Here is an 18,309-nt window from a genome sequence, read left to right on the forward strand (position 1 = left end):
TTATCCCTTATTGATCTTTTTTGCTGTTTCTTCCATAACAAGCTGCCACTTTTCCTGATCCCAGCTTCGGGTAATCTGCCGATACATTCCCGGAGTATTCCTGCTGTCTTCTAACAGGACGGTGATAAATTTGGAGTAATAGAAGTCTTTGCCATACTGAATGCCATCACAGGCAAATTTACACAGATCGGTAGGATCGCTAAGCCAGCCTTCACCGACCGTGAGTAACTGGAAAATATCCCGGCTTTGCTGCTGCCGCTGAAGCATATCTTCAGCAGGGGAAATACGTGCCAGTACATCATTAATCAGTCCAATTTTCTGAATACATGCAAACCATTGATTCTTGTCCTGTATCGCTGGTTCTGGAACCGTATTTTCACTAAAAGAAAGCGTGTGCCATTGCCAGTTAATACAGAATGTCCAGTCAGTGAGGTCATGAGCATTTAATAAATTGGACAAACTCCATGCATCCATAATCCAGCTAAGATGAAAGAGCACTCGCGGATCGTAATATCGCAGAATATGCTTTTGACGCTGCTGATCGTTGATAAATAATGAATTCATCAGATGATGTCTGACGACGGCTTCTGGTTGATCACTTTTAAGCAACAGAAAGTATGAAGGTTGTACAGTCTCATACGACTGCCGGAATCGGCTTTCCACCCAGTCCCATTCCGCTGACGACAAGGAGTTTAGTGATAGCAACCATGGGTACAGATGAGCCTGAGCGGTAGTCAGCGGAGTAACCAATTCAATGAGCGGTAAAGTATCAAGGACATTACTCACACGCATCCGATCAATGACCAAATATTGATGTTCCGTTAGTGTCAAAGCTTCATCCCGAAAAAGTCTTGTTATCATGGCTAAATTCTCAACTCATTGGGACAGTTGCGCTGCCCTGTACAGCAGCATCCGTTGCAGCATTTTCACAGGCCGTAAACCCTGGATAGGTTGCATTCAGTTTTGCCGCCCCTGCATAATCAAAGTTGGCGCTCTTTACCTTGAAATCACCGCCCGTTCCATTTTCTATCTTTCCGGCATCCAGCGTGATATATGAGCCACCGCATTGCAGCGTGATTTTCTTTTTCGCGGTGATCAGTATTTCATCATCCGTACTGGTGATGGTGATCCCTTTTTTAGCGGTAATTTCAGCGGCATCGGTTTGTGCCTGAATAACGACTTTTCCTGTTGCTGCCACCAGCTTCATACCCAGCTCGTGCACAAATAATGTCATGCCACGTTTTGCTGCCAGTGCCATACGCTTGAGAGATGAGATCTCCGTATTACCACCTGCCGTTAATATCTGATTCTGGTTAGCGCTAAGCTGAATTTGTTGTGGGGTAGAAAGCGCAATCCCGCCCGGCGCGCCTGCAACGATAACGGGTTGTTGTAGAGAGTCGACACTCTGTTTTAAAAAGCCCTGCTGAGTGCTTTTGTCCAGTGGTTCCAGTTTTGCTGTTTGCATCAATTCGGACAGTGAGTCCACCAGCGCCAGCGCATCCGAGAGTTGCTGCTTAATCTCATCCATACTGAGTTGCTGAGCCATCGCTTTAGGTTGCCCCTGTGATGTCAGCAATAAGCCTTTGCCACCACGTACAGCAACCCAATCGTCAGTACGGAGTTCCGCACCCTCACCGCGCTGTTGTTTTTCGGCATCGACTAAATGACCAAGATTGAGCTGGCTCTTGCCGCCGTACTCCGTGCTGACTTTGATATGCTCTTTGCCGCGCTCATCATCAAGGCGGATTTTGTTGTTCGCCGGCGTGCGCAGGACGTTACGTTTGTAGTTGCGGATGGTGACGTGGTCGCCGTGAGCCGAGTCGTGCAGCACGCCGGAAATGTACGGCCTGTCCGGGTTACCGTCCTCAAAGCCAATCGCCACTTCGGTGCCCGCCAGCAGCGGCAGGTGCAGACCGTAGGTGTCTCCGGCATACGGGCGGGACTGACGCACCCACAGGCTCTCAAACCCGGTCTCCCAGTTGTCGCGGTCAAACAGCATGTTGACGCGGTAGCGACCGTCTTTATCAATATGCCCGTAGGTGTCATTTTCGGTGGTACTGGTGACGCGGGCCGGTAAGGTCCCGGCCATCACCGGGCGTGTGCCAGGTTCAGGACGGAAACCAAAATCCGAGCTGTCCGGGATACCGTCAAACCTGACGCCGAAGTCCTCGTCTCGCCGCGCATGGCTGTGCATCGCCGTGACGACCACACCCTGACTGAACACCTCTGCCACCTCAAAACCGCCGGTGACTTTCAGTACCTGCCCCGGGGAAAGCGTCGGACAACTGGTGACAGCCCGGGTCTGCGTCTGGGCATTCAGGTAACGCTCATGACGAATGCGGGCATAAAACGCCCCGGTCTCCGGGGACGGATTGCGGTCGTATGTGCTGCCCGGCGTCAGGTAGTTGTCAGCATAGTGATACGCATCACCGTAGGTGGTGGTGTCCCCGCGGGTCGCATCGACCTGCGTGTTCATGTCTTCTGTGGCCTGGCGGTAGTTGTAGTCGCGGGTACTGACCTGTTTTTGCACCACGTGGTGATGGCTCTCCATTCCCCACACCGAGTCCACGCCTTCTGAATGCTGGCCTGACGGCGGGACCGATGGCAGCGTCAGGCCTTTCTCGTACCCCTGCTGGCTGTCGTAAAACTCCACCACGTCGATGTTCAGGCGCGTGTCGGTGGTGAAGCGGAACCAGATGCCGACCTCACCCAGCAGGCGGGTGATAAAGTGCAGGTCGTCCTCACCGTACTGCATGACCTGTTCCCGGCGCGGGTACTCTCTGGTCAGTGTGAACAGGAAATCCTGGCCGCGCATGTTGTGGCGCTCACGCAGAATTTTTTCCACAATTTGCGGGACCGACATATCCTGGTAAATGGCGTTCTGGCGAGAACGTTCGAGCAGCGCCAGGCGCGGCTGAAGCGTCAGGGCGTAATGGGTTTCATCTTTAGAGGTGCTGAGACGTTCAAAGCCGCTCACCACCCCCTGAATGACGCGCACCGGCTGCTGTATTTTAATACCGTAGCCCTGGTCAACCGGCGCCTGCAGCGTCAGTGAACCGGCCTTCATCAGCATCATCTCTTTGCTGATGGCATGGTCTGCACTGGTGAATTCAATACGGTAGCGGAACGGCGTGCTCAGGGCTTCATCGCCTTCAAACGCCAGTACATCGGGTTCTGACTCACAGCCTTTTACTGACAGCAGATGGTGGTTATGGCTGAATCTTATCGGGAGATTACTGCTCATGCGCTCACTCCTTGTGTGCGGTCAAACTCCAGCCCAATCCCCTCTTCTTCACTCCAGGTAAGGCGTAATGACTGCGGTTTTTGTTTTGCGGCCATGTGGGTCAGCAACTGCTGGCTCAGCACCGGTAAAATCTGCTGGTTAAGCAGGCTGTCGACATTACGAGCCCCAGTATCCGGCAACAGGCAAGCAGCGGTCAACGCATCGTACAAATTCTCGTCGATATGCGTGTTCAAGCCATAGTGGCGCTTCAGACGCTGACTGACCTGGCCGAGTTTCATCTCGACAATGGTGCGCATCGCAGTCTCACTCAGCGGTCGGTAAATCACTGTCTGGAAACGCGCCAACAAGGCAGGCTGGAAGTGGTCGCGCAGAACAGGACGCAGCAGTTCCTGTACATCGCTTTCAGTCGCACCCGGTTGCTCATCCAGCAACTGCATCAGAGGGTCACTGCCGAGGTTGGAGGTCATCAGGATAACGGTGTTACGGAAGTCGATTTCACGCCCTTCGCCGTCGCGCATAAAGCCGCGGTCGAAGACCTGATAGAACAGGTTCATGACGTCGCGGTGGGCTTTTTCCACCTCATCGAGCAACACCACGCTGTACGGGCGCTTACGCACCGCTTCGGTCAGAATACCGCCCTGCCCGTAGCCGACGTAACCCGGAGGCGAACCCTTCAGCTGGGAAACCGTGTGCGGCTCCTGGTATTCCGACAGGTTGATGGTAATAAGGGATTTTTCGCCGCCGTACAGCACATCTGCGAGCGCCAGTGCGGTCTCAGTTTTGCCGACGCCGCTCGGGCCGACCAGCAGGAATACACCCTGCGGGCCGTTCTCAGACGTCAGGCCGGTTTTGGCCGCACGCAGACGCTGAGCGATGGCAGTGAGGGAAAGATCCTGTCCTACGACGCGGCTGCCGATTTCATTTTCGAGCGTCAACAGTTCAGCCTGTTCGTCTTTCATCAGGGAAGACAATGGCACGCCCGTCCAGTCCGCAATCACGTTGGCGACCGTGCGGGTGTCGACATCCACCTGCACCAGCACATCCCCCTGCTGTTCCTGCTCCAGTTGCTGTTGAAGCGCAAGCATTTCAGCCTGATTGCTGATGTCCTGACGACTGACTAATAACTGTTGCGCCAGCGTTTGTTCTTTGCTGAAGCGGCTTTCCTGCTCCTGAAGTCGGTTTTCCAGTTCCGTACGCTGCTGCTCTATAACACTCAGACGATCGCCATGCCGGTTGCAACCGGCCGCAATATCCTCCAGCAGCGCCTGCTCTTCAAATTCCAGCGCCGTCAGACGGGCTTTCAGGCGCACAATGGCTTCAGGGACTGTATCAAGGCTCATGCGCACGCGAGCGGCTGCCGTGTCCAGCAGGTCAACCGCTTTGTCCGGCAACTGACGTCCCGTCAGATAGCGACGCGACAGCGTGACGGCGGCTCGGACCGCGTCGTCGGTAATGTGTACGTTATGGTGTTCTGCATAGCGGGATTTCAGGCCACGCAGCATCAGACACGCAGTGTCGTCGTCCGGCTCATCGACTTTCACCATCTGGAAGCGGCGCTCCAGTGCCGCATCACGCTCAAAGTACTGCTTGTATTCGCTCCAGGTGGTGGCGGCAATAGTACGCAACTCACCACGCGCCAGAGCCGGTTTCAGCAGGTTGGCTGCATCAGCGCCACCAGCCTGATTACCGGCCCCGATGATGGTGTGCGCTTCGTCAATAAACAGCAGAATAGGCACCGGTGACTGCTGTACGGCATCGATGACGTTTTTAAGACGCTGTTCAAATTCCCCCTTCACGCCGGCCCCCGCCTGCAACAGACCAAGGTCGAGGGTCCGCAGGATAACCGGTTTGAGCGATGTCGGCACATTCCCTTCGGCAATGCGCAGCGCCAGGCCTTCCACCAGCGCGGTTTTACCGACACCCGGGTCACCGACCAGGATCGGGTTGTTCTTACGACGACGCGAGAGAATATCCACCATCTGGCGAATTTCCGTATCACGGCCAAACACCGGATCGATTTTGCCTTCCTTCGCTTTGGCGGTAACATCGAGGGTGAATTTGTCCAGCGCGTTCTGCAAGGCCGGATTGAGTTCACCTTCTTTCAGATCTGCCCCAACCGGGCGACCAGCAAATTCCACCTCGCCGCCGTGACTCTGCGCCAGTTCGGCTTCAAGCTGCACGTCCGGACGTTCGTCTGATTGTGCATCCAGCAGCGGACGCAGACGTTCCATCTGGCTTTGCCCCAGCGTCAGCAGCGGCCACAGACCATCGCAACGAACCAGTTTGGGTTTATCAACCAGCGCCATCAACAAATGGATGCTGCGAATGTGCTCTTCCCCGGCCAGTGATGCCAGCAGCCAGGCTTCCTGCAGCAGTGTCTGGATACTTGCCGAGAGTTGCGGGCGGCTACGTACCGAACGGGGCTGTTTCTCCAGCCAGCCGAGCAAATCCTGCCATAGCGCATCCATATCCCATTCGTAACGGCGCGCCAGTACGGTGAGGTCGCCTTCGCCCTGCTCCAGCAGCTTCAGCAGCCAGTGCTCCGGCAGAATTTCTGCATGGGCGCGGATCTGACAGAGCGAAGCCGCCCCTTCCATCGCACGGGCACAGTAAGGGTTCAGACGTCGCAGCAGGATGGCTGGATTTTCCATGACTCTCTCTCTTTGTCGGTTCCTGGACACGCTACCGCCCCTCGCTGTTTCCCGTTAAGGGGACCAAAGCGCATACGGTCAGGCAGGCAGATTGTGGGTTTCTTTGCTGAAAGCCCGCTCGTTGCAGACATTCAGCAAAGAAGAAAAAGCGGGCAGAATGGGCTGCCCGTCAGGCTGTTACTCTAAATAGTTCGTGCCGTAGCAAGGCGGCAAGCGAGTGCAGCCCCGGGAGCTTACATAAGTAAGTGACCGGGGTGCATGAACACCGCCAACGCCGCTACAGCGCGAAATATGACGAGTAACTTACGCGGTGGCGCGCTCATTCCATGAATCGGAATGAATGATGTTGCCGTCTTTGTAGGTCCAGGTGATTTTCTCGTAACGCAACTCAATGGCTTCGAGGTGGTTGTGCTTCTCGTAAGAAGGATCCTTGATGTCGTGCATCACCGGATTCACTTTCACCACTTTCACGTTTTCAAGTTTGGTGTTGAAGTACTCCACTTCCTGGCCCGCGTCGTTGATCTTGTACCACTTGAATTCCGCAGATTTCAGGGTCTGGCCAGTAGTCACCGCTTTGTACAGGTACGGGCTGGAGGAGTCGATTTCCTTGGTAAACAAGAACGGCGTGTGAATACGGGTGCCAGTCAGCTTGCCGGTATTGTTGTCGGTCGGGATATACAGGTTATGCTCCTGTGCCACCACTTCGATGCTGCCTTCACGATCCTGAACGTCCACAGACCCTTTGATGTCCGCGCCGCCGTCGTCCTTCAGCCAAAGATAAACAGGAATTGCCATGGAATTACTCTCCATTTAATTGTGATGCGCCATCATCCTGCGATGGCGCCGGGTGTTTGCCTGGTATCCGGCAGGCATTGGCCTGCGGGACCAGACTGATTTCGACACGGCGGTTGAGCGTGCGCCCTTCCGGCGTGTCATTAGTTGCGACAGGACGGCTTGCGCCATAACCCTGGACCGCAAAACAGCTTTCCGGCACGTCACCGGTGTCACGCATCCAGTCGCGTACCGCTTCGGCACGTTTCTGTGAAAGCGTCTGGTTCAGTTGTGGGTTGCCGGTATTGTCAGTGTGTCCGGCGACGACGATCAGCCAGCCCGGTTTGGCTTTGATGCCCACCAGGGAGTTAATCAGCATTTTGGTGGAGCCTGCCTTCAGTACGAACTTGCCGGAGTCGAACAGCGACATACTGTCGAGGCGCACAATTTTCGGTGCAGGTTTTGGCTTCGGCTGAGGTTTGGGCGGCGGCGGCGGAACGTAAGAGCGGATAGCATCCAGCACCGTAAGGCGCAGGCGTTCACCCTGATACAACCCCAGCCCCATCCGGGCCGGTACACCATTACGAGTCCAGTCATCCAGTTGTGCGGCATCCTCACGCAGAACCGCGACGGCGTCGGCTTTCAGACCGTAATCATCCATCGGGATACGGTAATAACGAGCAATATCGAAGCTCACGCGGTGCAGCAATTGACGATTGTTCCAGCCGCTGCTGAGCAGCGCCGCGATGGCGGCCAGGGTAAAGATCCCGAGCGCACAGCGCCAGGTTCGCCCCCGCGGGGTTAAGCCCCGTCCTTCTGGCAACAAAGGCAGAACGAAATCCGGAAACGGCGCTATCACCGTACTGTCAGTACCTACCGGTTGCCAGCCAGCCACATGCTGCATAGCGGTGTGACGGGACAACCACGCGGTCCACGCCGAAGACGCCAGGCTACCCGCAAGAATAGGTCCCATCCCCCACAGCACCGCCGTGGGCGCAATGGCTGGAACATCAGGATTCTCATCCATAAAAACCGCTTTGACATGCTGATGAAACCAGCTCATCAGGCTGTTCATCAGCACTTGCTGTTGCATCGCAGGTGCTCCGCCAGTGGTGACCCACGCGGCAATCGAACAGGGCGCGGTAGATTCACGCCAGACCCTCACGCCTTCGCCAGGGATCGCCGCTTGCCAGAGCATGTCACTTGTCATCGCACTGCCGACCTGACCATTCAGAACCAGTGGCACAGAATGCCCGGTCTCCTTACGCAACTGGCTTATTTGCCAACGCAGAGCCAGCAGACGACTGGTCAACGCTTCGCTGTCAGCGTGTTTCTGCGGACAGACACTGACCATCACCGACAACTGTCGGCCCCAGTCCGGTCGCAGCCAAAGTACCTGGCGGGCAACCTGCTCCAGATCCTGAAAATCCTCTACACGGATCCAGCAGCCCTGCGTGACAGTCAGCACCTGTGAAAGATGCGGCCAGGTCAGCGGCAGATCGCCACAGACCAGTACGACAGGCTGGTGGTATGTGGCTTCCGGGAGGTCATCCAGGCGCAGCGTAATATCGTGTTCAGCACGACGGCTCGCGACGTACCAGAGTGCGGCAATAAGCCCCAGAGCAGCCAGCAAAACGAGAACAGAAACCAGCCGGGAAACGGGCAGAAAGCTCAGGCTGACCACCGTACTTAGCAGAGCGGCCCACAACGCAAGTCCACGCTGTTGTGCAGGACTCATTTCACGGCTCCCGGCAACAGCGTCAGAAGCATCTGATCGAGCCAGTGACTCAGCCCCCACCACAAGGCCGCGACCACAATCACACTCAGGCCAATACGCACAGGCCACGACGACAACCAGTCGCCTATCCCTGACCCGGAACGACTTTCCGCCAGAACAGGATGGTTTTGTGGATAGCTGAAGGGCCTGACATGCTCATTGAGTGCGCTGACGAGTTTCTGGCGCTCAGGATCATTTAATGAGCGGAAACTGCCGAGGAATCCCAGCATCATTATTCGCTGGAAGCAGGTCACAACGACATGCTCGGGTGCCGTTTCGCGCAGCACATCGCGCATCCGGTCACATAAAGTGTCACCGGCATCCATCGTGCCCAGAAAATGTCCCTGCAGGGGAATGTCATACCACTGCACACAGGCGTCGTCGTCTACACCGCGACCTTTGACTGCTTCATCAAGCAGCGCACACTGCGCGGTGAGAATATGCTGGCAACTGATCTCATCGAGTTCGCTCGCTTTTAGCTCACTCTGCACTCGCTCGACATCGGCGATACAACGCTCCCACAGCTTACGCCCTTCCCCATCCTGGAATTTTGGGCCGTGACGCAGGCTGATCACCTGCAGCCAGGTGTCCTGTAACAGGGCATCAATATCAATGGACGCGGCGGTGCCGCGTTTACGCTCACTCATGTTCTCAGTACCGCAAAGAGTTCAAGTTCAGGCTCGCCGAGCATCCCCGGAACGTAAAACATACAGGTGCCGCTCTGGAGCATTTCTGTGGCCAGAGGATGAGAGACATCAAGGCTGAAATACTGGTTTTCCAGGCGCAACGGAATGGCAGCCGGGACATGGCGCAACGGCATCAGTGGAACCCCCACCCGGGAAGAGTTAACAATGCTCCGGACGTGATCTGGACTGCCCACTTTGCACTGGCGCGGGAACTGCTCCTGCAATTGCGCCACCGGCATCGGTGAGCGCACGGAGAGGTAGTAATCAGCCCCTTCGCGCAGACGTGGGTCATGCAGACGGGCCTGCCAGAAGTGGAGACGTGCGTCATAGTCCAGCTCAAGCGAAACCACCCGCGACGGCAGACTGGCTTCAAGCAGATCGCCCAGTAAGTCAAACAGCGGCGGGAAAACGGTATTCAGTTGTTCATGCTGCCAGACCGGAATGGCACTCACCTGATGTTCCAGCGAGAACGTCAGCAAGCTACCCGCCAGACGAGCGAGTTCCGGATACAGACGTTCAGGCGGACTTTGCGGATTGCGCTGAAACTGTCCCAGCACAGGCTCTGCACTGTTCAGGGCATTGAGCAGCCAGAACAGGGACACATCGGCCACCGCAAAATCAGCCATCCGCTCGTTACTTTCACGACGCATGGCCATCAGGCGGCTCAGACGAGCACGCAGTTGCATCATCAGTTGTTCCAGTTGTGTCACCAGCCAGCGGCTGCCCTGAATGGTCAGCAACGGAGGAAGAAACGTCTCATCAAGTTCCCAGGTCCCCTGAGAGTCCTGCTGCAGACGAGCGACCGGACAGGTCAGGTAATCGCTGTTGTTCTGATGAGCAAACCTCAGCGTCAGTTCCGGTTGCATTACGGCGATCTGCCGTGTGTCTTCCCCAAAAGTGTTGCGGATATCCCGCCAGCGCTGGCGAAAACGTACCGGGCGCTCAGCCACTTCATCGGGTTTCAGGCAATTGCCGCCGTTCGCCCGCAGCAGCGGGAGTGCCAACTCCACCACCACGTCATGCGATTCGCTCTCAAGCGACAGCGCCGGAGGCAGGGCGTCAGCATTGTCTGTATCGATAAGCGTTCCGTCCGGGAAACGGATGTGCAGATGACGTGCCTGCAGGCGACCCAGCTTCAGCGCATCCGGTTCAAAAGTGGCATTAATCATTCCCCAGGAATGAGCCAGGCCCAGGCGGGCGATGCATTCCACTGACCAGGCCGCATACGCGGCCTGTTGCTGGAAGTGTTGGGGAGAGACCATCTGGCCCCTGCCCCATAACGGTTGTTCCGTTTTCATCGGCTTCCTGCCTTAGGTTACGATTTCGCCTTCGGCATCTGGGAAACCAGTGACAGGTTGACGTCCATACCTTCCACCTGGAAGTGTGGGATGGCGTACAGTTTCACGCGGAAGAAGCCCGGGTTATCTTCGATATCCTCAACCACAACTTTGGCATCACGCAGTGGATGTGACGCCTGCAGTTCGTCACCCGGATCGGTCATCTCAGTGACCAGGCTACGTACCCAGGTGTTGAGTTCCAGCTCCAGCAGACGACGGTCCTTGGTGGTACCGATATTTTCTCGCTGGATCAACTTCAGGTAGTGGGCAATACGTGACAACAGGAAGATATAGGGCAGGCGCGCATTGATGCGGCTGTTTGCCGTCGCATCTGCGGTATCGTACAGCGCCGGTTTCTGAGTCGAGTTTGCGCTGAAGAAACACGCGTAATCGCGGTTCTTGTAGTAGCTGAGAGGAATGAATCCCAGGTTGGCGAATTCAAATTCGCGGGTTTCCGGAATCATCACCTCACTCGGGATTTTCACCTGATTACCGGTACCGAGATCGTACAGATGGATTGGCAGATCCTGAACCGCACCACCGGCCTGCGGGCCACGGATCTGTACGCACCATCCGTTGTTGATGAAACTGCGCACCATATTGGCGGCAAAAGCAAAGGAGGCGTTGGTCCACAGGTATTTGTTGTGATCCGGGCCTTTGACTTCTTCCACGTAGTTGAAGCTACGTACCGGTACAGTATCCGGGCCATAAGGCAGACGTCCCAGTACACGCGGCATCACCAGTCCGATGTAACGTGAGTCATCAGTATCGCGGAAAGATTTCCATTTGATGTACTCAGCGCGGTCAAAGTAGTTGCCGATATCTTTAATCGCCGCGACTTCCTCCATCGAGTCTTTAAGGAAGAATTTCGGGCCAGCGGAGCCGATAAACGGCATATGCGCAGCAGCGGACACTTTTGAAATATTACGCAGTAATGCGATGTCCTGCGCGGATGCATCAAACTCATAGGCAGAAATCAGTGCTGCAATTGGTTCTCCGCCGGGAGTGTCATACTCATCGATGTAGGTATGTTTATACAGTCCACTCTGAATAATTTCCGGGCTGTCTTCAAAGTCCTGCCGCAGATCCTCTTTGGACATATCCAGCAACTCAATTTTCACGTTCCTGCGAAAATCGGTTTTATCCACCAGCGACTTTAATCCCCGCCAGGTACTTTCCGTTCGCTGAAACTCTTCATGGTGCATCACCGCATCCAGCTGGCGGCTAATCTGGTAATCCAGTTCTGCAATATGGTGGTCGATCAGATTCTTGTCTAATTTCTCGACTTTTGAACCTGATTTTGTCAGACACTCCAGAAATACCTGCATCCCGGCAGTCAGACGTTCATCAGCAGTGGCATCGGACATCGCCTGCGAATCTTGCCAGATATCCAACGCGCTCAATTCTGAGACCGGATTCAGATTTATTTTTTCAAACAGAGACGCATAAACCCCACCGGCTAAAGGGCGTTCCAGTACAACGCTTTCGCCACCAGCAGTCTTTTCATTTTGTACAGACATGAGCATTCCTTGGTTAATCCGTTATTTCTTTGTGATGGTTACGGCTGTTTTGGTGCCAGGGATGAGAGTTCGCTGCGCAGTTCTGCGCTTAACGCTGGGTCCAGCAGAATTTTTTCCAGCTCCTTTCGGAAGGTCTGGTTATCCAGCAGATTGGCTTTTAAATCACGAAGCAAATTACGCATAGAAAGCATTGCCTTCAGCTGAGGAATTTGTCTGGCAACCTGTTCCGGGGTGAAATCTTTCATACTCTGGAACGTCAGTTTAATATTGTCCTCGCTACCGTCATCGGCAAGCGTATTTTTAACGGTAAGATTCACTTTTGGGGAATATTCGGAAAGAATAGCGTCGAAATTATTTTTAGTAACATTCACTTTTTCGCGCTCGGATAACGGCGCAGACTCCTGACCATTACTGAAATCACCCGTAACCAGTAATTTCAACGGCAACTCAGTTTTCTTGCTCGCCCCACCGGTATGCAGATCAAGTTTTAAATTGATACGTGCCTTAGGCACCTCACTCTGAAAGCTGTCAGCCATAAGTTCATCCCTCTTTATATTGCTGTGTAGTATTTATCGTACATGTCATTTTCATACGCATAATAGAGCAATATATGATCTTTGATCAAATTTACAGATCGAAGATCTATTTCCTAGTAAAAAATAAGAATTTTCTGCTGATTGTTAATAGATAATTACACTGCAAACCAGGATATTCTGCCTGCGGATTGCTTCAGCGCTGGTAACATATTCCGAGGGAGTGAAAAACAATGGAATTTTTACAATGAAGAGAATAAATAATGATTAAAATCAATGAAAATAAAAGCAATGTATATTTTTTATGAAAAAGATTTTCCACTAAACAACAGAAAGTGTAAGGGCAAACGTTAATAAGCAATAAATGACGTGGCGTAAAACTCAGGCCATAAAAGTAATCAATACCACAACCGCTAACAATCAAAATTCGTAATGTTCTACCCGTCACTAACTCATAAAACGAAGCCACAATAGCAATCAGAAAATGCATCCGAGGTGCTGTAACTTCTGTTATTAAAACGGGTATCTATCGCCTAAGGGCGACGAAGTTCAACGGCTGAGGCTATTAAAGGGTGAAAATCAGTGGGTAATAAAAACGGGGCTTTATCGGCAAGGGAGATTATCTTCCCCCTTGCCGGTATATACAGACTCAATATCGAGAGTCCCCGCCAGGCCTTACGTTAAAGACTTCAACGGGTATGCAGAAGAATAAAAGCATTATCATTCTGGATTAACGGATGGGATGCCCTTTCTTTGAAGGCATGTATGCAATACGCTTCAACCCCTCTAGCGCTTTTTCGAGATATGCGCGTGGACACCCCAGGTTCAGGCGGATAAAACCGTTGCCGGCCGACCCAAAGCCATTGCCCATAGACGGTGCAATGCCTGCAACATCAACCATTACCCATTTGAGCTGTTCATCATCTAGTCCCAGTTCTTTGCAATCTATCCACAGCAGATAAGTACCCTGGGCGGGGACAATACGTGCCCATGGGAGATATTCATTAACCTGTGTAACAAACCATCGGCGATTTTCTGCCAGATAACCCAGTAACTCGTCCAGCCAGCAAGCACCATGTTGCCAGGCTGCGGTACTCGCCTCGATAGAAAGCGCATTGAAAACATCCAGTCCATGAGCATCCAGACGGCGTAAAAATTGTTCGCGTAATCCCTGGGCCGGGATGAGAAAGTTTGCTATGCGTAAAGTTGATAAACCAAACGTCTTACTGGCGGAAGTTGCAGATATCACTCGCGAATGCCAGCGTTCTCCCAGATGTAAAACCGAGGTGAATCGTTCCCCAGGAAGTAACAGATCGGCCCATATTTCATCCGAGAGTAACGTGACATTATAGGTCTCACACAACTGGAGTAGTTGCTCCAGTTCCTGGGCAGACCAACAACGCCCGGTAGGGTTATGAGGATTACACAAAATCATCAATGGAGGGCGTTCAGTACGAAATAACATTTCCAGGTGAATGAGATCCATTTTGTAACCCGTTTCCGCATCCTCATGTAACGGATTCTCCAGTAACCGCCTGCCATTTAGAGATATTATTTTGGAAAATGAACCATAATAAGGCCCCTGAACCACCACCCCTTCCCCAGGATGACTCAGCATTTGCACCAGTAAAGATAACCCAGGAACCACGCCTTCAATACTGCAGATCCATTCTTGCTGCAGCTTCAGTTGGTGCCGTGTCGAGAACCATGAAATGAGGGAATCATAGTACGTTTGCGGGCGTTCACTGTAACCGAAAATACCGTGTTCAATTCTTTGGGATAAAGCATGCTGAACAGCTTCCGGGCAGGTAAAGTCAAAATCAGAAACCCACATCGGCAACAGTTCATTTGTATCCTCGCCAAAATAGCGCGCAATAAAATCCCATTTCAGCGAGCCTGTATTGTGGCGATCGATAATCTTATTAAAATCCATTATTGTCCCTTCCTATTCTACAGCCACAGTCGTCTTCTCTTTTCCAGGCATGGGGGATAGCCTGGCAATACCGATTCCAGTGAAGCCATAAATCAAAGCAAAAAAGATGGCTGAATAGCACTGCACAGCCCAGGGCAGCAAATCCAGCGTACTGACACCTAATGTAGTGGCCATATATACCCCTGCAGATGTCCATGGCAACAGAGGCTCAATGACGGTTCCTGCGTCTTCAATTGTCCTTGAAAGATTTTTGGTATCCAGCCCCATGCGCCGGTAGGCATCTTTGAACAGTTCAGCGGGAACCAGAAGCGCCAGTTTGCCGTCGCTGGTTGCCCCTGTAACCAGAATAGTGGTTGCTATGGTCGCGGCGATCAGTTGACCAACACTATGAATAATCGTCAGTAATCGGTTGATAATGATGTTGAGCGCCCCCGTCAGTGTTAAGGCACCGGCAAAAGAAAAGGCACAAAAGACAAGAAGGATAGTGCTCATCATTGAGAACATGCCACCACGATTCAGTAGGCGTGGGACATCAGCAACGATCCCTTCAGCTCCGGTCGGGAACATCTCGATTTTGAATCCATCAATAAAGGCATCCAGTCCTTGCTTGATGCTCAGTCCCTGCATCATCACACCCAGAATCAGAGCCAGCACGCATGCGCTCAGCATCAAAGGAATAACAGGTTTCTTGCGAATCGCCCCGTATAAAACAATGACAGGTGGCAAAATCAGAACAATATTAAAGTGATATAAAGTCTCAAGGGAGTTCACGATATCGGTGACGCGCTGTGGCGTAGCGACCTCACCGAGCATACTGCTATGGCCGGCAATCAGATAAACCACAGCGGCAAGCAGGAAACAAGGGATAGTTGTCCACAACAGATGCTGAATATGTTCGAACAGAGTCGTATCAGCGACAATCGCAGCAAAGTTGGTGGAATCAGACAGAGGCGATATTTTATCGCCAAAGTAAGCACCAGAAACAACAGCTCCTGCCGCTGCGGCAAGAGACACATCCAGTCCCGCAGCTACGCCCATGAGCGCAACCCCCACCGTTCCTGCTGAACCCCATGATGTTCCGGTACATACGGACACCACACTGGTCAAAAAGAATGCGGCGATCAGAATGTATTCAGGGCTTATTAATTTAAGTCCCCAGTACACCATATAGGGTATGGTTCCACTGAACATCCATGTTCCGATTAGCCCGCCAACGCAGATCAAAATCATGATGACCGGCATCGCTTTAGCGAGTTTATCAACCACCGAACTGATGATGTCTTCCCAGGTATAGCCCTGCCACCATGCAATACCTGCGGCTACAGCAGCAGAACAGAGCAGCAGGGGTTCAATGCGTAATCCCATGATGCCGTAACCAATGATCAGCAATAGCAGCATGGCTGCAATGGGTATCAGCGCTAAACCAAATGAGAGTGTTTTTTTCTGATTTTGAGAGGCATTCATAAATGGATCTCCTGTCTGTAAGGTCGCTCAAGAGTAGAGGAGCCCCCTTTTCCCTGATGTGATCGTCCATTCGCCTTCATGTAAGCGATTACATGAGATAACTAAATTTGAACCAGATCACAATTGAAATCCTTGACGGCTTAGTCATTGACCTGGAGAGGAAGAACAGAATCCCGGATCACCAGTTCTGCAGTGAACTTGTTGATGCTGGGCTGCTGAGTTGCGCCCTTGAAAAGTTGTATCGCCAGTTGCGAAGCACAGCGCGCCATGCGCTCAACCGGGTAGTGCATCGTTGTGAGTGCCGGATAGAGATAACGCGCCATTACCACATCATCGAACCCGACTATAGAAAGCTGACGTGGCAGATTAATCCCTTTCTGATGAAGGATGCGCATGATACCCGCTGCCATCACATCGTTAAACGTCACCGCTGCGGTGAAAGGTATATTGCAGTTAAGAAGCTGATGCGCTGCGCGCTCCCCCCCTTCTTCGTTAAAAGGTACGCTAATCACCCAGTTTTTTTCCGGGGTAATGCCATATTCAGCCATCGCCTGGCGATATCCTTCCAGACGCTCGCGGCGATCGATAATCGGCAAATCAGTTGTCACACAGGCAATACAACGATGCCCTTTTTCCAGTAAATGAAGTGTTGCTGTTTTAGCGGCATTACAATTTTCAAGCCATACACAACGATTGGCCATCCCGGCAATATAACGGTTCACGATCACCATCGCCGGGAAATGAGCCGCATAACGAAGGAGCTCTTTCTCGGACAATCTACTGGCATGCACCACAATAGCCTCACACCCCTGATTAATTAGAAAATCAAGCCCGGCTTTTTCCATTCCTTCATCATGACCACCGCTGCAAACCATCAGACGAAATTGCTGTTTGCGTGAAACTTCCTCCACACCACGCGCAAGGCGAGCGAAAAAGGGATCAGCAAGATTACCGGTTAATAATCCAAGCATGTCACCACTACGTTTGGCCAGTGCAATCGCTGCGGCATTACGGTGGTAATTGAGTTCACGCATGGCCTTTTCCACACGCTCACGCGTCACGGGTTCGACCCATGCGGTTTGATTGATAACACGTGAAACTGTTGCTGTTGAGACTTTCGCCAGCAATGCAACATCCTTTATTGTCGCCATTTCAGTTCCTTATATTTTCATATTACGTATTTGGCTGATAGCATTCTTATTTTCAGGATTTACTCGTATATCTGCCACGTAACATAGCAAAATCGATGACTAATTTCAGCACTAATTAGTGCATAACATGCATAGCTAAAAATTAAAGCGTAACATGAAAATACCATGCATATTCTGAAGCCGAGAAAAAATAACCCCAGCTTCAGAATATTTTCAGGACTGAATAAATTGCAGCAGATCTTTATTAATTACATCTGCATGAGAGGTATGCATACCATGTGGATAACCCGGATATATTTTCAGAATGCTATTAACGAGCAATTTATCCTGTAAAAGTGCGGCATTTTTATAAGGGACAACCTGGTCATCATCTCCCTGCATGACCAAAACAGGCACCGTAATGGATTTCAAATCATCAGTCTGATCGGTTTCAGAAAATGCTTTAATACCCTCATAGTGTGCTTTTGCGCTCCCCATCATGCCCTGTCGCCACCAGTTTTGGATGGTTCCATCTGAAGCCTCAACCCCCTCCCGGTTGAACCCATAAAAGGGCCCGGACGCCACGTCAAGATAGAACTGAGCGCGATTTGTGGCAAGAGCCTGACGGAACTCATCGAAAACGCTGACGGGCGTCCCACCAGGGTTATCTTCAGTTTTTACCATAAGTGGCGGCACAGCGCTTATCAGCACGGCTTTAGCGACACGCCCTTGCGGTTGTCCATATTGGGCAACATATCGAGCCACCTGACCGCCTCCAGTGGAGTGACCAACATGCACAGCGTTACGAAGATCCAGATGCTCCACAACGGCAGAAACGTCTGCAGCATAGTGGTCCATATCATGACCTTCGCTAACCTGGTCTGAGCGCCCATGGCCACGACGATCAATTGCAATAACACGATAGCCTTGATTCAGAAAGAATAACATCTGGTTATCCCAGTCATCCGCACTCAATGGCCAGCCATGATGAAATACTATCGGTTGAGCTTCTTTTGCTCCCCAGTCTTTATAAAAAATGTTTACACCATCTTTAGTTTTTACAAATGACATAGTTGTATTTCCCTCGTGAGGATATTCAGCCAAAAGTTTGATGGTAAATCAGTCAAACACACAACGTCTTACTGGCATGTTACATATCAATGAATATGAACATCTGTAAGGCTTAGTGAGTATAGACGCAAAATTAAGTAACCTTTTATTATTGGTTTTTCGGATATATAGCGACTAAGATGAACAGAACAA

13 protein-coding genes are annotated in these 18,309 nt (G+C 52.1%); all 13 read right to left on the reverse strand.

Features of this window, described 5'->3' with window-relative positions; translation table 11 throughout:
- Complete coding sequence (locus SK36_RS12910) at positions 1-861, reverse strand: DUF4123 domain-containing protein (protein ID WP_082138882.1); 861 nt, start codon at positions 859-861, stop codon at positions 1-3.
- Positions 862-871: 10 nt separating this feature from the next.
- On the reverse strand, positions 872-3,244 hold the full coding sequence (locus SK36_RS12915) for a type VI secretion system Vgr family protein (RefSeq protein WP_048221705.1): 2,373 nt from the start codon (positions 3,242-3,244) through the stop codon (positions 872-874).
- A complete protein-coding gene (gene tssH, locus SK36_RS12920) occupies positions 3,241-5,895 on the reverse strand; it encodes a type VI secretion system ATPase TssH (protein ID WP_048221706.1) in 2,655 nt (884 codons plus the stop codon). The genes SK36_RS12915 and tssH overlap by 4 nt, the downstream gene beginning before the upstream one ends.
- Before the next feature lie 303 nt (positions 5,896-6,198).
- The gene (gene hcp / locus SK36_RS12925) at positions 6,199-6,690 is read right to left on the reverse strand and encodes a type VI secretion system effector Hcp (RefSeq protein ID WP_045441440.1); all 492 of its coding nucleotides are present in this window, start codon (positions 6,688-6,690) and stop codon (positions 6,199-6,201) included.
- Between the two features lie 4 nt (positions 6,691-6,694).
- On the reverse strand, positions 6,695-8,404 hold the full coding sequence (locus SK36_RS12930; RefSeq protein ID WP_048221707.1) for an OmpA family protein: 1,710 nt from the start codon (positions 8,402-8,404) through the stop codon (positions 6,695-6,697).
- Positions 8,401-9,090, reverse strand: coding sequence for a type VI secretion system protein TssL, short form (tssL, locus tag SK36_RS12935; RefSeq protein WP_045441437.1), 690 nt, complete (start codon positions 9,088-9,090; stop codon positions 8,401-8,403). Before tssL ends, SK36_RS12930 begins: the two co-directional genes overlap by 4 nt.
- The gene (gene tssK / locus SK36_RS12940) at positions 9,087-10,427 is read right to left on the reverse strand and encodes a type VI secretion system baseplate subunit TssK (RefSeq protein ID WP_048221708.1); all 1,341 of its coding nucleotides are present in this window, start codon (positions 10,425-10,427) and stop codon (positions 9,087-9,089) included. The genes tssL and tssK overlap by 4 nt, the downstream gene beginning before the upstream one ends.
- 17 nt (positions 10,428-10,444) lie before the next feature.
- Complete coding sequence (gene tssC, locus SK36_RS12945) at positions 10,445-11,992, reverse strand: type VI secretion system contractile sheath large subunit (RefSeq protein WP_045441434.1); 1,548 nt, start codon at positions 11,990-11,992, stop codon at positions 10,445-10,447.
- Between the two features lie 32 nt (positions 11,993-12,024).
- The gene (gene tssB / locus SK36_RS12950) at positions 12,025-12,522 is read right to left on the reverse strand and encodes a type VI secretion system contractile sheath small subunit (protein WP_045441433.1); all 498 of its coding nucleotides are present in this window, start codon (positions 12,520-12,522) and stop codon (positions 12,025-12,027) included.
- Positions 12,523-13,249: 727 nt separating this feature from the next.
- Entirely contained in the window at positions 13,250-14,452 is a 1,203-nt protein-coding gene (locus tag SK36_RS12955; RefSeq protein ID WP_048221709.1) for a MalY/PatB family protein, read from the reverse strand.
- A 12-nt stretch (positions 14,453-14,464) separates the two neighbouring features.
- Complete coding sequence (gene nhaC, locus SK36_RS12960; protein WP_048221710.1) at positions 14,465-15,916, reverse strand: Na+/H+ antiporter NhaC; 1,452 nt, start codon at positions 15,914-15,916, stop codon at positions 14,465-14,467.
- 140 nt (positions 15,917-16,056) lie between these two features.
- Positions 16,057-17,067 carry a LacI family DNA-binding transcriptional regulator gene (locus SK36_RS12965; RefSeq protein ID WP_048221711.1) on the reverse strand — a complete coding sequence of 337 codons (1,011 nt, stop codon included), beginning with the start codon at positions 17,065-17,067 and terminating at the stop codon, positions 16,057-16,059.
- Positions 17,068-17,280: 213 nt separating this feature from the next.
- A complete protein-coding gene (locus SK36_RS12970; protein WP_048221712.1) occupies positions 17,281-18,117 on the reverse strand; it encodes an alpha/beta fold hydrolase in 837 nt (278 codons plus the stop codon).
- Between the last annotated feature and the right edge of the window lie 192 nt (positions 18,118-18,309).

The sequence above is a fragment of the Citrobacter sp. MGH106 genome (assembly GCF_001037495.1).
GTDB lineage: Bacteria > Pseudomonadota > Gammaproteobacteria > Enterobacterales > Enterobacteriaceae > Citrobacter > Citrobacter murliniae.

Coding starts and splice junctions, on each gene's coding strand:
- tssL (WP_045441437.1), bottom strand. CDS start 9,090: ATGAGTGAGCGTAAACGCGGCACCGCCGCGTCCATTGATATTGATGCC.
- hcp (WP_045441440.1), bottom strand. CDS start 6,690: ATGGCAATTCCTGTTTATCTTTGGCTGAAGGACGACGGCGGCGCGGAC.
- SK36_RS12930 (WP_048221707.1), bottom strand. CDS start 8,404: ATGAGTCCTGCACAACAGCGTGGACTTGCGTTGTGGGCCGCTCTGCTA.
- tssH (WP_048221706.1), bottom strand. CDS start 5,895: ATGGAAAATCCAGCCATCCTGCTGCGACGTCTGAACCCTTACTGTGCC.
- tssB (WP_045441433.1), bottom strand. CDS start 12,522: ATGGCTGACAGCTTTCAGAGTGAGGTGCCTAAGGCACGTATCAATTTA.
- SK36_RS12910 (WP_082138882.1), bottom strand. CDS start 861: ATGATAACAAGACTTTTTCGGGATGAAGCTTTGACACTAACGGAACAT.
- nhaC (WP_048221710.1), bottom strand. CDS start 15,916: ATGAATGCCTCTCAAAATCAGAAAAAAACACTCTCATTTGGTTTAGCG.
- SK36_RS12955 (WP_048221709.1), bottom strand. CDS start 14,452: ATGGATTTTAATAAGATTATCGATCGCCACAATACAGGCTCGCTGAAA.
- SK36_RS12915 (WP_048221705.1), bottom strand. CDS start 3,244: ATGAGCAGTAATCTCCCGATAAGATTCAGCCATAACCACCATCTGCTG.
- SK36_RS12970 (WP_048221712.1), bottom strand. CDS start 18,117: ATGTCATTTGTAAAAACTAAAGATGGTGTAAACATTTTTTATAAAGAC.
- tssC (WP_045441434.1), bottom strand. CDS start 11,992: ATGCTCATGTCTGTACAAAATGAAAAGACTGCTGGTGGCGAAAGCGTT.
- tssK (WP_048221708.1), bottom strand. CDS start 10,427: ATGAAAACGGAACAACCGTTATGGGGCAGGGGCCAGATGGTCTCTCCC.
- SK36_RS12965 (WP_048221711.1), bottom strand. CDS start 17,067: ATGGCGACAATAAAGGATGTTGCATTGCTGGCGAAAGTCTCAACAGCA.